Raw genomic sequence first — 16,052 nt, forward strand, 5'->3', positions numbered from 1 at the left:
TCAATCGCGTTGTAAGATTAATGATTCCCCGTAACCACCAACTTCCTGTTTCAAGACTTTACCGGTTGCTGGATCAACAAAACTTTTTGCCAGCACAGATTTGCCACGAAATTCGATTATCTGGCAAGAAACGGTTTTGTTTCGCAATTGCACATTTTCCCGATCACTTAACACCACCGCCAGCAGTTCCTCCGGTGCCTTCTGATTGTTCGCCAGATTAATCGGCAACTTCCCAGTACCTGCTTTTTTTAACATGTCCTGGGCAAATTGCTGAAAGGCTGAGGTAAGTGCAAAATCAATCACATCAAAATTCGATACTTTCCAGGATTGTCCCGATCGAATCCCTGGGTATTTGTGCATGGGCTGCAGCGGGGAAAAAGCGGTCTTCGTCCGCATTTCTGTGGGTGCCAGTTGAATGTGTGATTTGCCAAATGCGGTATCAAAATCTGCTTCTGATCGGAATTCATCGCCCACCACGGTACCATAGAGGTGGATTTTCATTTCCAGTTGCAATCCCAGTGCCATCATGACAAAGCGACCTTCCACATCTGCGGTTTGAAGTTCGCCCAGCCGATTGACATTTTTCTGAGTTCGTAAATACGGAATTTGTACGGTCACCAGTGCAACCGGTAATTTTAAATCGCGGATAGTAGATTCCAACTGGTATAGCCCGTCACCCAGTGGAGAAACGACGGTGGTGCACATTCCAGCCTTATCACCATTCCGATAGATTGTCCAGGAATGCCGCTCAGGTGCCACTTCATCCGCCAGATCTGCCACCACAGGTGGGATGGGTGAAGCGTTCCAATAATAGTAGTACTCCCGTTTGACCAACCAGCCCATGGTGGTCAGCCAGGCCAGAATGATTACTATGCTGATAGGTTTTGTAGGCAATAGATGCTCCCACGCAGGCCAGAAAGGATATTATCACATTCACGTATCGTATTATAAATCAATAAATTAATGCCTTACAACCAAAATTAAATCACCAAGCTAAAACGTTGGTCTGGAGTTTCAATGATCATTGGCGTACCATCCGAAATTAAGTCCGATGAATACCGCGTTGGCCTGATTCCAGTGGGTGTGGAAGAATTACGGCGGGCCGGGCATCGGGTGCAGGTCCAGGCAGGTGCAGGGCTGGGAAGCGGAATTCTGGACGTGCAATACGCGCAATCGGGTGCTGAAATAATCGATGACCCCGCCAAACTCTGGAAACAGGCTGATCTGATCATCAAAGTGAAAGAACCGCAGCCGGAAGAGTGGCAATACATGCATCCGGGGCAGCTGATTTTCACTTATTTTCATTTTGCAGCAGATGAGCGGCTCACTACGGCCATGCTGGAACAGCAAATCACTGCAATTGCCTATGAAACCATCCGGGATACCCGTGGTACCCTTCCACTGCTGACGCCAATGTCAGAAGTGGCAGGACGAATGAGCATCCAGGAAGGTGCCAAATACCTGGAACGCCCACAACAGGGCCGTGGAATTCTTCTCGCAGGCGTCCCTGGAGTCGCACCTGCGAATGTTATGATCATTGGTGGGGGCGTCGTGGGGGCCAATGCTGCCAAAGTGGCAGCAGGGCTGGGTGCCAACGTAACCATTTTTGACGTCAACCTTGATCGCTTACGTTACCTCGACGATATTATGCCACCCAACGTGACGACTTTGTTCAGCGATCGGCATAACATCCTGCATTATCTGTCCACCGCTGACCTGGTGATCGGTGCCGTGCTGATCCCTGGTGCCCGTGCACCAATGTTGATTCGCAGGGAAGATCTTGCACGGATGCAGCATCGTGCAGTGATTATCGACGTGGCAATTGATCAGGGTGGGTGTATCGAAACGTCTCGCCCTACCACGCATGCGAATCCAATTTACATTGTGGATGATGTCGTGCACTATTGCGTGGCAAACATGCCCGGTGCTGTGGGCCGCACCAGCACTTATGCACTGACCAACGTTACTTTGCCATACACGATGCAACTGGTTAAAAAAGGGCTGGAGAAAGCCTGCAACGATAACGTGGGACTGGCAGCAGGCATTAACATCCGAAATGGGAAAATCACCAACGAAGCTGTTGCTGAAACCTTCCACATGGATTACGTTCCCTGGTCTGGTGCCTGATCTGACATGCGCTACCCTCAAATAGTGGTGATTGCCAACGATTCCTGGCTGGCCAAACAGGTGCAGCGGCTGGCACAGGAAAATTCATGGCTGGTACGTGAAGCACGTCATCCGCAATCCTGTATGGCACTGATCGATGAACCTCGAATTTCACTGGTAATACTGCAACTGGCAGATCACATACCCGCAAGTTTGCAGTTAATTGTGGATGTTCATCGAACCAACCCCGCTACACCCATTGTGGTGGTCTGCGACCAGAAAATGGACAGTGCCACCCAGCGGGAACAGCTTACTTGTCTGGCATTTGATCTCGGTGCCAGTTATGTATTATTTCCCCCTCTGCAGCAGCCAGTAATTGAAGATATCTCTGCTGGCTTAATGAATGCAGCTATTCAGCGGGCAATCCCAGTTCAGGCCGATCCGGAGTTGTTTGATGATTGAACTGCCGTACGTAAATGAGCAGAGTTGCACTGGATGTGCAGATTGCGTTTTAATTTGCCCGACGCAGTGCCTAGTAGTTGCCGAAGATTTGCCATGGCTTCGGGCACCAGCGGATTGCATCTCCTGTAGTGCCTGTGCTCTGATCTGCTCCACATCGGCAATTGAAATGGCTCCCCAGGCGTAATCCCGAATTCGGCTCAGATTCGATACGGGACGAATTTATTTTGCTTGAGAAAGCACTTCTTCGGAATGTTGTGACTTGACCGAACTTTTAATTAGAAGTTTTTGCTAATTTCCGTGAACAGGCTGACGATCGTTCCAACGCACCAGTGTGGGGCCATTGCGATCCCACATCAGTTCGGTAACAGCGAGATTGTGAATCCGGCCCACTGTCGTCCACACCGTTTCAGGTGGAAGTAATTGATAGTGGTGAAGCATCATTCGAATCACAATACCGTGGGATACCATCACCAGGGTTTTATTCTGGAAGCGATGCACAAAATCCTCAAATGCTGGTATCACTCTCGCCTGCATATCCAGAAAAGACTCTGTGCCTTCGATACAGCTATGCAGATTGCCTTGCTGCCAATCCTGAAAAGTGTTGTCCATATCAAAAGGGCGTTCGTGGACGGAAGTTTGTGAAAATCGCCCCACTTTCCGTTCATGAAAACGTGGCTGAACAAATATCTCCGTATTGCAATATTGATTAATCGCAATAGCGGTTCTAATCGCACGCGTCATCGCCGAAGTTGCAATCACGTGGGGGGTGTGGCCCTGCAAATACTGCCCCAAACGCAGTGCGTGCTGCCAGCCATTCACCGAAATATTCACATCAGACTCGGCACCGTGGATTAAATCTGGTCGTGTTGTTTCCGCATGCCGAACCAGAAATATGCGAGTAGAGATCATCAAGCCTGCCTGCAGTCAACATAATTACACGATTATATAGCCGGTGACCTATTTAACAATCAGTTCTTCAAACAAATTAAGAATGTTTGCCAGACTGAATTTTATCGAAGATCATCCCCACAAACTGTTCCAGGAAATCCAGGTACTCAGTCTCGTAGATCAAGGTTACTTTTTCGCATAACCGTCGACGACGTTCCAGGCGTTCCATGCCATGTTCCATTCCAAATCTTTCGAAAATTCCTTCTGGCCCATCCATGTGCAGAATCTGGTCAATTTCTTCATTTCGGATTTTGGAAGCTCGGATTGGATTCTCCTGAATCCAATTTTTTAAACGATCTGTTAAGCTGTGGTTCAGCAGGCGATTAATCACGGCAGTGTTGTCCGCATATTTTCGCCCCTGCATCCGTGGGAGCAGTCGTTCCAGGGCGACTTCCCGAAGTTCGTTTACCTGCAGGCCCAAAGCATGGGCACATTGGCTGATGGTCGCATTCCGCAAGTTGCGATCACCATCGGCCTTCATAATTTGCCGCACCGTGTGCCGATTCAGATTGGCAATTCGTGCAAAATCTTCTTGATTCCACCCACGTTCTTCAACCAGGCGGGCGATTTTTCTTGCCAGAGTAACATCATCAGATACTGACAGGTGGTCCATGGGAATTTCTCGCGACAGGATCGAGCTATTATCACAAATTTTTCATTTGTCTGCAACATTCTTGTGAAATAGATCCCAGATCATTGAAAAAACAGCCTCGAGTTTACCAACAAGAAATGATAAAATAGGAATACTAGGCAAAACAGGCATTTTATGAATATTTTCTAAGAGATTCCCACACACATCATGTTTGGGGAATTTGCACGTATTGGTAAAATAGCGTGATTGTGGCAATTATTGCCTTTTTCCATTGTGGGTGGGTGAGAAATAGCTGTGAAGCGATTACTGATTACAAGTCAGCGAACTGGCGTCGGTAAGACTACGGCAGCAATTAATCTGGCCGTTGCAAGTGCCCTGTCGGGCAATCGGGTATTGCTGGTTGATCTTGATCCGCGTTTACAGGCAGGAAAAGCACTGGGTCTGTCAGAAAGCCAACATAACCGATTCCCCGTAACTCTCGCACACAATGCACCGTTTTGGCAGGACTGCATGCCTAATTTGTCTGTTCTGGCCAGCCACCGGGAAGAAAATCAACCAGAATTTCAGACAAAAGAACTCCAGCAAATCCTTACTGCAAAAGAGTTAGTGGAATTTGACTGGATTTTAATCGATGCCCCCTGCCCACTTGCAACCTACACATTGCAACAACTGTTAGAATGCACAGACGATGCCCTGATTGTGGTGCGTGCGGAAGCACAGGCATTTCGCTCGGTTCCGGGCTTTTTTCATACTGCCCGTACGGCACAGCACTACCACCCCGGGCTGAAAATTCGTGGAATTTTGTTAACTTTGCCTCAGGGAGAGCCCACTGGTGGCACTTGGGAAACGGAATTACGACAGATTTTTCCAACGGCGATTCTCCCCTTCGCCATCCCACACGATCAAACACTTGCAAAATCATCAGACAAAAATAAACCCGTGCTGCTAACTGATCCGGGTGCAAGGATCTCTCGGCAATATGCAGCACTGGCAGCCCACCTGGGGCTGATGAAAGATGACACAGAAGCCATCGACCTGTTCCCAGCACCCGCCGAGATGCCACCAGACCAGCCATCCAGCATTTCTGCAGAGGATGTTCGTGGGTTTATTGGCGAAGATTTGCAGGAAATGCTCGACTCGATGGTTGGTTTGAATTACAAAAATAATCAGGAAAGTCGAAAACAGCCCACACCATCTACAAATGAAAAGGCAGCGAACGTGAACAATAAAGATTCGTCCCGATCTTCCGGAGCACTCTCTCGTGGTCACACGGGTGATATCACATCGATCTCCTTTAGTCCGGATGGTCAGCATTTTCTGACGACCAGCTGGGATAAGCAGGCTAAGTTGTGGGAAGTTGCCAGCGGCAGGGAAGTCTTCAACCTCAGAGGCCACCTTGGTGTCATCAGCCAGGGGATATTTTCACCAGATGGCAAGCAAATTGCTACCGCTGGCTGGGACAAGCACATTAAATTGTGGGAAACAGCCACTGGTAAAGAAAACGGCACATTACTTGGACACACGGGGGTAGTCACTTCTATTGCTTTCAGTCCAGATGGTCAGCAGATCCTGAGTGGCAGCTGGGATAAACAAGTACGTTTATGGCAATTAAGCGACAGTTCTGTGAAACTGCAAATGAATGGTCACACTCGAATGGTGACCTCCGTTGCTATCAGCCCCAAAATGCAATTTTTCGCCTCTGGAAGCTGGGATCGCACTATCCGAATCTGGTCGTCCAATGGCACTTTGGTTGGAGAACCTTTAAAAGGACATGCAGGTGATGTCACTTCGGTAGTTTTCTCTCCTGATGGTGAACTGCTTGCGAGTTCCAGTCTGGATCGTTCTGTGCGGATCTGGTCAACAAGCCAGCTTCGTGAACTGCGTGTATTTAATGGACATACCAGTGAAGTAACAACCATTGCCTTTTCACCGAAAGGGGACATTCTGGCGAGTGCAGGCTGGGATCGCACTATCCGAATTTGGGAAGTAGCAACAGGGCGTTGTCTGGCGACAATTGATGGACACCAGGGGGTGATCACTTCAATATCAATGAACCCCACTGGAAATTCATTTGCCACAGCAAGCCTGGACAAAACAGTTAGGTTGTGGGATCTACACAACTACCGCGAGCTGACTCAATACAGAATTCAACTACTGTCGGAACCTCCCACCAGCATCCCAACTGGTCCCGTGCCGAGCCCACAATCTGGATTAGCCACTGCAGAGACTGTGAAATATCGGGCAGATGACAGTTCCGGTTCAGCCAAGACAACCTCATATACCGCTGAAAATAATCCAAACCTCACACCACCGCAAGCTGTTCTGGGCGATATTCTGGGTCCGGTGATTCGGAACAGCAATAATGCCTCCCCTATTCTGCCTTCTATTCCCACCGATGACCAATTACCAGTCACCGAACCATTAATTCCCAAGGTGCCAACGAAAGAGACACCTCCCGCAACAGTGCCTGTAGCCCCCAAACAGGAAGCGCCCAAACCAACTGTGCCAGTAAAACCGCTTGAACTGCAAAAACAATTGCCACCCATGCCTGGTCAGGCAGGACTGAACGTTCCAGCAGTCAATCAACAATCCGCACCGTTACCACCCGCGCAATCACCACCTCCACTGCCGGATATCAATGACATAGCCACCCCCTTGGGTGCACCACCGCTGACGCCTTTTGAATTAGAGCAACTGGCAAAGTCTCAACAGTTATCCGTCCCAGACAGTCCGGCCAAACAAAATGAATTGCCACCCTCAGAGAAAAAAACGCAGGGCTGGGATTTCCTGCCTGATGTCTTGCGGGAATTATTTGTGCCGAAACAGGGTAAAACTGAAAAAATAGCACCTCCAATCGTGGAATCCTCTGAACCAGAAGTGGCTGGCCCATTTACCGTACCTACCGTGGGTACCGCACCACTCCCGAATGCCCCCACCCAGCCCGGCTCGACACCCACGATTGCCATCCCGGAAAACCTGGTGCGCGAACCAGTAATTCCCGTTAATAACCCCATTCTTGAAACACCCGTGGCTGAATTTCATTACGAAAGTCCCCCACCACTTCCGGTCATGGATCTCGATCCTGTACTCTCGAACGAACCGAACCCAATAAATGAGAGCAAAGCTGCAGAACTCCCCAATCTTCCGGATATGGCTGAAGGTTCTGCAATCGATGAAATTATGGCGAAGCCACTGCAGACTGATGCAGATAAAATTGATCCGTTCAGTGCTCCATCGGACATCATTCGCACACTGACTCCCACCAAGCGCTCCTCTCCTAAGATTGTCCGTGGGGCAGCCTTTAATGCACTTGCGGTCAACGCAGACGGCACTTTGCTTTGTGGATCCCGTGGCGATGGCTCGGTAATGATTTGGCAATTTCCTTCTGGAGAACTGTTCCAGGGTTTGCGAGGCCACAGTGGGGACGTGAATTGCGCTGCGTTTTCACCAGACGGTTCCGCGCTTGCAAGCGCAGGGTCGGACATGATTGTGCAACTCTGGGAGCTTGCCAGCGGAACCCAGGTGCGTGCCCTCAAGGGTCATATGGCACAAATCACTTCCATGGCTTTTTCACCCAACCGCAGGTGGCTCGCCACCGCCAGTTGGGATAAAACCATCAAAATCTGGGATTGGCTGTCTGGTAAAGAAGAATACACGCTGATTGGTCATTCCGACGGTGTTACTTCGCTTTCATTTTCTCCCGATGGTTCCGCACTTGTCTCTGGTGGGGAAGATGGTACGGCCCGTTTGTGGGATACCGAAACTTGCCGCGAAAGGTTCCTTGTGCGTGGCCATTACCGCGAAATTACCTCGGTGGCCTTTTCGCTGGAAGGGGAACGGTTCGCAACTGGTGGAGGAGATGGCCTGGTCAAACTGTGGGATGCCGGCGATGGCGAACAGTTGCTCAATATCCCAGCACACTCTCGTTCCGTAACGTCAATCGCGTTTGCCTCTGAAGCAGAGATGATTGCCACAGGTGGCTTTGACATGGCAGTACGGATCTGGAATGCCAACAACGGCCAGTCGATGATGGAATTGGTGGGACACACGGCACAAGTAACGGGCGTGGCGTTCAATCCCGACGCGAAGAGACTGTTCAGCTCAAGCTGGGATCGCTCCATTCGCATCTGGGATCCACTGAATGGACAACAGTTGGCTTTACTGACAGAACAAGGATTCGTGCCACAACCAGGAGTGGTATTACATCGTACTACGCCACCACGCATCCCACGCCCGACAATGGTGGCACCTCGCCCGAAACAGTTACCACCAATGACCAAAAGAACTCCATTACCATCGCAGGTACCATTGACCACGATGGCATCTGAGAGTACAAGAGCGGATGATGTATTGCCAATTGCAGAACCAGTTGATGTGCCGAACGCCAACGATTCGGTAATTCTCCGGAAGCAATCAGGCCTGATCCTTGCCAGCGTAGGTGGAGATACAGCAGTAAGGTTGTGGGATCTGCAAACCAAGACTGCCAAAGAACTTAGGGCACATTTGCGTGAGTCAACCTGCCTGCACTTCAGCCCGGACGGTCGTTGGTTGCTGACTGGTGCCGACGATGAAACCCTCCGTCTGTGGGATGTACAAACTGGCGAATTGCGATACAGTTTTGTGGGCCACTCCAGTGAAATCACCGCAGTCGCGTTTTCCAAAGATGGGCGTACCCTGGTTTCTGCCAGCAGCGATATGGCGGTCAAGTTCTGGGACCTGCCTTCTGGCAAAGAAACGTTTACATTCCATAATCACCGTGCGGAAGTGTTGGGGCTTGCTTTCAACTCCAATGGTCAGCGGTTAGCTACTTCAGGTCGCGATGGTACAATCAAAGTGTGGGAACTCCCCCACATGAACGAAGTTTGCACGCTGCGTGGGCATGATAAACTGGTGAAAACAATTTGTTTTTCACCTGACGGCAAACGTATTCTTTCCGGTAGCTGGGACCGCACCGCAATTTTGTGGAATTTGGAAACTCACACAATAATCAGACGATTTACCGACCACACCGCTGCCGTTGCAGGTGTTGGTTTTCTCGCTCCTGGCTTGGGCATTGCAACCGCCAGTTGGGATAAAAATGTGCGGATCTGGGATGTGGAAACTGGGCAATTGACACAAGTACTTACTGGACCGACAGATCGGATCTCCAGCATGAGCATCAGTCCCGATGGTGGGCTGGTGGCAGCCTCCAGTTGGGATGGAACAATTACGATCTGGGATATTTTGCGACCCGGTGAACGAACTGTGTTGAAATCGGAAGCTGGGCGGGTGCAGGATATTTGCTTTTCGAGACTGAATCCTGCCCAGTCTGGCTTGAGAAAACTGGTCAGTGCCACATAACAAAATTGTGAATTTTTTCTAATCGATAAAATGTGCTGCCACTGAGATTATTCCCCAGTGCCACCTTGCCAATCTTTGGTGCGGAATGGGGATGCTGGTAACCCTGCACTGTTAATCAAATTGGGATTGCATGTATTGCTCCAGCCAAATCGAACTTGTGAAGGAGCTTTCACTTTTTCGGAACTTACCACGACAGTTTTGCCCACAATTTCTGCGGTAGCGGGCACAAATACGCCATCATCTCCGGCAATTTCAAAATCACTCAATTCTTTGCCATCACGCGATTTCAGTCCATCGGCAACGTGTGCAAACGACAGCACCATTTTCGCACCATCTGCTTTTGCAGATTGAAAAAGCGGACCAGAATAAACGAGGTCTTTTTTACCATAAGTTTTTGCTAATGCCCAAAGTGCTAGTCGATTTCCCACATCAAACTTGTTCTTGGGATGAATATCTTTGATGTTATCTACCAGATCGGTCGTAACAGCCATGCCGGTACCTGGTATTTTCAAACTGGCAACCTGTGCCTCCCACAATTCCGGCAGTTTTCCGGGCTGATAATTTGCCCACGGTGCGATCTGCACAAAGTAAAATGGCATGTCATTTTTGAAGACAGTTCGCCAGCCTTCAATCAAGGCTTTTTTACGCTCGTAGTATTTCATTCCCTCGGAAACGTTGCTTTCGCCTTGATACCAAATCACCCCTTTGAAGGTCAGCGGAACCAAGGGGGCAATCATGCCGTTGTACATCCCACCGGAACCAGAAGAGGTAACCGTCCACGGTTCGATGCGAGATCCACCCCAGGAGCTGTTAATCAGTCCCACAGGAATATCCAGGTCTTTCTGCAAACGAACACCAAAGTGGTACAACACTGCCGAAAAATTCGGGATATTCTGTGGAGTGCAGATTTTCCAGGTTGCATTGATGCTGTTAGCGGGTTCCTTTGCCTGCACTTTGGGCACATGAAACAGGCGGATTGTGGGATGGTTGGCACCGGCAATTGTCTCTTTCGGGCTGGCAGAAGCATTTAATGACCATTCCATGTTCGATTGCCCAGAACCAATCCAGACATCGCCAATCAGAATATCGCTAAGCTCAATGGTGTTCGACGCTTTGATGGTCAGATTCTGGCCGGTGGCATTCGCCTTCTGAGCTGGTAATTCGGCAAACCATTTTCCTTCTTTGGTGGTATCAACGAGGGATTTAGTACCAGCAAAAGAAATCTCTACCTTTTCTTCCGGATCTGCCCAGCCCCAGATGGCAATGGGTTTATCCCTTTGCAAAACCATATTGGATGTAAACACACTAGGCAGTTTTACTGCAGCATTTCCAACAGTAGAGAAAATCGCCGAAAGTAATACTGCCGAACTGAACAACAACGTTTTCAAATGCATTCTCCTGGAGAGTAACGAATCCGATGACCATCGAAAGTGAATCACGGTATCACCCTTTTACCACATTGGGGCGAGAAAAGCTACTGTCGATCAGAAGACAATTCGAAGTTGTTGCTCTCCTGATTGTGGCACCACAAATGTGCTCGGCATTTCTATAATGAAGGGTATCACTTGCGAAATTGTTAAGAAACATGAAACAGAACGAAGAAAAAACGCCCGTTACCGTGTTAACTGGTTACCTGGGAGCTGGCAAAACAACATTGCTGAACCACATTTTAACCAGCCAGCATGGTAAGCGAATTGCTGTGATTGAGAATGAGTTTGGAGAGATCGGTGTGGATCAGGATCTGGTAATCCATGCTGAAGAAGAAATTTTTGAAATGAATAATGGGTGCATCTGCTGCACGATTCGCGGAGATCTGATTCAAATCATTGGCAACCTGTTAAAACGAAGAGACAAATTCGATTACATCCTGATCGAAACTACCGGACTGGCAGATCCGGGCCCTGTGGTACAAACTTTTTTTGTTGATGATGAGTTACGGAGTAAATGCCGACTCGATGGTGTGGTAACTGTTGTCGACTGTAAGCATGTCTTAATGCATTGGAATGACCACGAAGTAAAAGAACAACTGGCATTTGCAGACGTAATTCTGTTGAACAAAACCGATTTGGTGGAATTGGCAGAAGTAGAGGCGCTTGAAGCGAAAATACGTCATATTAATCGAACTGCGAAAGTAATTCGCACCGTCAGATCTCTGACTGACATCAACCAATTACTCGATATTCAAAGTTTCGACCTGGATCGTGTGGCAGAAATTGACCCTGGGCAATTTTCGGGATTGCCAATGATTGAGGATGAACACGCTGATTGTGGGCCGGAGTGCGACCATGAACACCACCACGAACATTCGCATTCTCATGAATCGGACGCTCATGCCCACCATGATGAAGAGATCTCTTCCGTAGGAATTGAGTTGCCAGGCGAGTTGCACCCCGGGCGGGTCAACGAATGGTTTTCCCGCCTGCTAAGTGAAAAAGGGGCGGATCTTTATCGCACCAAGGGGGTGTTATCCTTGAAAGGTGATCCGAATCGATTTGTCTTTCAGGCAATTCATATGACATCTGATGCAGCACCAGGTAAACCCTGGCAGGAAAATGAACCTCGTACAAACCGCTTGGTTTTCATTGGCAAGAATCTTGATCGGGCACAATTAGTTGAAGACTTTCGCAACTGTCTTGTTACAAATTGATTCCTTACCGATAATAATACAACAGATCAACGAATCACACATCAACATCTTTACACAAAGAAACTTAACGCATAGCATCTTAATGCTAATTATCTGACACATCAGATATTCGCACCATCCCCATTGGTCAGTGGGACTTTGGCGTACAATTTTGCCACAAAATGGAGCAATGCATCTGGTGAAAAGGGTTTTTGCAGGAAATCAACTGCTTTTTCCTCAACACCATGTCGCAGAATCGCATCGGCTGTGTAACCAGAAAGATACCCGGCAACCATATTGGGATAACGCAACTTTAATTGTTCCACTAACTCTCTGCCACTTGTACCTGGGATCACGACATCTGTCAGCACAATCTGAGGAATTATTTTACCAGAGCTACACAACTCAAACGCTTCTGCGGCGTGGCTGGCAACCATGACTTCTAAGCCATGTTTCCTCAGAATAGTACGCATCAAATTTCGCACTCCCGGCTCATCTTCAACCACAAGAATGGGGATGTTGGGCAGAAATTGAATTTTCTGCTCCATCCGATACAACTGTTTTTGCAACGAAATGTTCTGATCTGGCAGATACACTTCAAACCGCGTGCCTTTTCCAAGCGTGGTATGCATACGGATGAACCCACCAGCCTGGGAAATGATGCCATGAACCGTTGCCAGACCCAAACCAGTTCCTTTCCCGGGTGCTTTGGTGGTAAAAAAAGGTTCAAAAATCCGTTTGGCAACATCTTCTGGAATTCCTCCCCCGGTATCCTCAACTGCAAAAGTGGCAAACTTTCCAGCACGGCCATGCGTGGGAAACTCAGAAAAATCATCGGTAATCAGTCTGCTGCCCACTGTCACGGTCAACTTCCCGCCTTTCGGCATCGCATCGCGAGCGTTGACCATCAAGTTCATCAGCACCTGTTGAATCTGGCTCGGATCGGCACGCACTGTCGTTGTCAGATCGTTGCAATGGGTGACCAGTTCAATATCTTCACCCAGCAATCGTGCCAGCATCTTGCAGGAACTTTGGATGATATCCGCGAGATCGAGATCTTGTACCTGCACCATCTGCTGTCGACTAAAGGCCAATAGTTGTTGCGTCAGACCTGCCCCACGTTCACCGGCAATTTTGATGTCCTCAACAAATTCTCGATTCTGGTCATTCACATCCGTGTTTTGTAATAACACATCGCAACAGCCCAGAACCACAGTTAAAAGATTATTAAAATCGTGTGCAATTCCACCTGCCAGTTGGCCCACCGCCTCCAGTTTTTGTGCCTGGCGAAGCTGATCTTCTACCTGCTTTCGCTGACTGATGTCTCGAATACAGCATACACAGGATGTAAGCACCCCCTGGGAATCAAAAATTGGCGATGTGACACTTTCTACCCACAACCATTCGCCATTTTTCTTTTTACAGCGCCATTCCGTGTAATTCGTAAATCCCCCCTGGCATTCTTCTTTTGCGCGGTGTAATCCAGGCAAATCTTCCTGGTGGCACCAATCCACGTAAGTGGTGCCCAATATTTCTTTCGGTTCGTAACCAATAAGTCGAGTTATCGAAGGACTGACATATAATAACCTACCTTCCAGGTCTTTCATCGCCACTACATCCATGATGGCATCCGCCAACAAACGGTATTGCTCGTTTGCAAGATTCAGAGATCGGACTGTATTGATACGATTTGTGATGTCACGGGCCACAATTAATGTTAAACCGCTGGCAGAATCAACTGGAACGATTCGTGCTTCAAACCAATAATCCTGATTATCGATCTGCATGGGATATTCAAAATATTGCATTTCCTGGGTTGCACGACAATTCGCCAGTGCTCCAATCGCCAGTTCTGCAACTTGCGATGGGACAATGTCCCGAATATGTTTGTGCAATACCTGTTCTCTCGGCGCGATTAACAGTTCCTGGTGGCGTGTATGGATTTCCTCAAAGAAATCGTTTCGATCAAAAAGAAAAAAGAGATCCGGTACCGCAGCAAGGATCGCTTCCAGCCGTTGATGATTTCTAGTTAATTCCTCTTGGGTCTTTACACGTTCTGAAATATCGCGTTTGATGATAATCAGCGATTTATTCTGCTCTTTTCCAAGTAAAACCGGTGTCACATTCACTTCAGCCCAGAAAGCCGTACCGTCCACTCGAACGGCTTGTTGTTCAACCGTTACTTGTTCCCGGCTGTCAAATAATTGTTTGAACTGCCGGTTAAGATGATCAGTCTTCAACAATAGGTCTAGCTCTTTTGCGGTTTTTCTGATTAATTGAGTTCTTGGGATTCCTGTCAATCGTTCAAAAGCCGGATTACAATACAAAATCACTGCTTCCAGATCGATCTCCTGCAGTACAAGAACGGCATCTTTTGCAGTTTCAACAACTGTCTGCATCAGCCTTAATTCTGATTCCGTTGAATAAAGTTTCTGTTTGCTCGCATGTAGCAGCACTTCGGTAAGGTTAGTTCTTACTGTTTCCTGAATACACTTGACTTCAATTTCGGACCATGGCTTGGATTTCCCACGCACCTCCTCTTTCCATAAGTCAAAAGATTTTCTTGGGACTAGAAGCGGTTCATTTTTCTGATCGTATTGTAGTTGTTTACGCGGATCACCAGCCCAGTGGACGGTTGATGCTGCTTCAGGTCGAAACCAAAACAACCAGTAAGGCTGATCTAATTCAAAAGTTGTCGCCATTAATCCTGCAGCAACTTGGTGAAAATCAGTTAATATGGGAAAATCGTATGCCGCTGATGCTGAGTGATAAAACCGACGATCAGAATTGTTGATAACTTCAACCAACTGTTGAATGATGTATTCTGGTGGCACCGACCCACGTGTTTCACACCGATCTTTAGAAACCAACGCAATACCAGTGGCAGAAACTAATTCCATTAATTGGGCATCAGCATGGATCAACGCTTGATGCAAATCTCTGTGCATATCTAACGAAGTTTTCAATGTGTACAGAAGGTTACTCGCGGATTCCAGGCAAACTCGTCGCAGATTTTCTGCATCGAGGATAATTCTGGTTTCTAAAAGTAAAGCAGCATTCAGGATTTGTTGTTGCACTGCAAATGAAGGACAATAAGGCATGGAGTGATGGCAGGCAATCAATCCCCACAATTTCCCGTTACAAATAATCGATACGACACAAGATGCTGTCACACCCATGTTTTTGAGGTATTCGATATGAACTTTCGACATTGCTCTCAGTTGTGCATGACTTAAATCTAGCGACGAAATATCGCATGTGGATTGGCTAGAAATCAACTTACAAGTCGCAGCGTTTGCATCGGTTAGTATCCGAACTTTGTTTAATAAATACAGTTCTCTGGCTTGTGGTGGAATATCCGTTGAAGGAAAATTCAGTCCTAGATACTTTTTAAAATTGTCTTCACTCGCCTCAGCAATCACCTCTCCTGTCCAATTTTCATCAAACTGGTAAACCATGATACGCTGGTAACCAGTTTGCCGTTGCAAAACCTCTACTAAAAACTGTGCATAGGTCGTTAAATTCTCTGTTTGACTAGCGAAAGAGTTGAGCAGTTCGAAGTGCGTACTCCCCGAAATTTCTGGCGTAGCGAGAAGCAATTCTATTATTATCAACTCATTCGATTGATGTGCCTTAACCTCGATCTCTTGGGGTTGTTCAAATAATCGTACGTGCGTATGCCATACAGAATGAATTTTTTGTAACTTATTCAGATTTTGGATTATTTCTTCATATTTTTCACTGCCAACAATTTCCTGAATGGGCTTCCCGCACCAATTTTGGTCACTGGGCAGCGAAAAAAGACTTGGTTGGCCACCCCATTGAACGATGATCCCTTGTTTATTACATGCCAACAGCATCCCACACGACTGAATCTCACCTGGAAATTGGATCTTTTCGTCTGCACAACGGGCCAGCGCGGCTGAAAAGTTGAAACCAGAATCAAACTGGTTGGACATTGGAAAAACCCCTAGGTGT

Annotated in this window: 9 protein-coding genes; 4 read left to right on the top strand and 5 right to left on the bottom strand. The window is 47.8% G+C overall.

What is annotated here, in order from left to right; translation table 11 throughout:
- Positions 1–894, bottom strand: coding sequence for a hypothetical protein (locus tag R3B84_07985; GenBank protein ID MEZ6140495.1), 894 nt, complete (start codon positions 892–894; stop codon positions 1–3).
- 123 nt (positions 895–1,017) lie between these two features.
- On the opposite strand from R3B84_07985, the gene ald reads away from it, so the two are divergent.
- Positions 1,018–2,127 (top strand): alanine dehydrogenase, encoded by a 1,110-nt coding sequence (gene ald, locus R3B84_07990; protein ID MEZ6140496.1) that lies wholly within the window; start codon positions 1,018–1,020, stop codon positions 2,125–2,127.
- Positions 2,128–2,133: 6 nt separating this feature from the next.
- Entirely contained in the window at positions 2,134–2,568 is a 435-nt protein-coding gene (locus R3B84_07995; GenBank protein ID MEZ6140497.1) for a hypothetical protein, read from the top strand.
- Positions 2,569–2,856: 288 nt separating this feature from the next.
- Here the strand turns inward: R3B84_07995 and R3B84_08000 are convergent, their stop codons facing one another.
- Together R3B84_08000 and R3B84_08005 are read right to left on the bottom strand one after the other, a co-directional pair.
- On the bottom strand, positions 2,857–3,477 hold the full coding sequence (locus R3B84_08000) for a histidine phosphatase family protein (GenBank protein ID MEZ6140498.1): 621 nt from the start codon (positions 3,475–3,477) through the stop codon (positions 2,857–2,859).
- A 76-nt stretch (positions 3,478–3,553) separates the two neighbouring features.
- Positions 3,554–4,129, bottom strand: a complete 576-nt coding sequence (locus R3B84_08005) for a helix-turn-helix transcriptional regulator (protein ID MEZ6140499.1) — start codon at positions 4,127–4,129, stop codon at positions 3,554–3,556.
- 273 nt (positions 4,130–4,402) lie between these two features.
- Between R3B84_08005 and R3B84_08010 the strand changes: the two genes are divergently transcribed.
- Positions 4,403–9,448, top strand: coding sequence for an AAA family ATPase (locus tag R3B84_08010; protein ID MEZ6140500.1), 5,046 nt, complete (start codon positions 4,403–4,405; stop codon positions 9,446–9,448).
- A gap of 47 nt (positions 9,449–9,495) precedes the next feature.
- On the opposite strand, the gene R3B84_08015 is transcribed toward R3B84_08010, so the two are convergent.
- Entirely contained in the window at positions 9,496–10,836 is a 1,341-nt protein-coding gene (locus R3B84_08015; GenBank protein MEZ6140501.1) for a sialate O-acetylesterase, read from the bottom strand.
- Positions 10,837–11,033: 197 nt separating this feature from the next.
- On the opposite strand from R3B84_08015, the gene R3B84_08020 reads away from it, so the two are divergent.
- Positions 11,034–12,095, top strand: a complete 1,062-nt coding sequence (locus R3B84_08020) for a GTP-binding protein (GenBank protein ID MEZ6140502.1) — start codon at positions 11,034–11,036, stop codon at positions 12,093–12,095.
- A gap of 101 nt (positions 12,096–12,196) precedes the next feature.
- On the opposite strand, the gene R3B84_08025 is transcribed toward R3B84_08020, so the two are convergent.
- Positions 12,197–16,033, bottom strand: a complete 3,837-nt coding sequence (locus R3B84_08025) for a PAS domain S-box protein (GenBank protein MEZ6140503.1) — start codon at positions 16,031–16,033, stop codon at positions 12,197–12,199.
- Between the last annotated feature and the right edge of the window lie 19 nt (positions 16,034–16,052).

It is taken from the genome of Zavarzinella sp. (assembly GCA_041399155.1).
GTDB lineage: Bacteria > Planctomycetota > Planctomycetia > Gemmatales > Gemmataceae > JAWKTI01.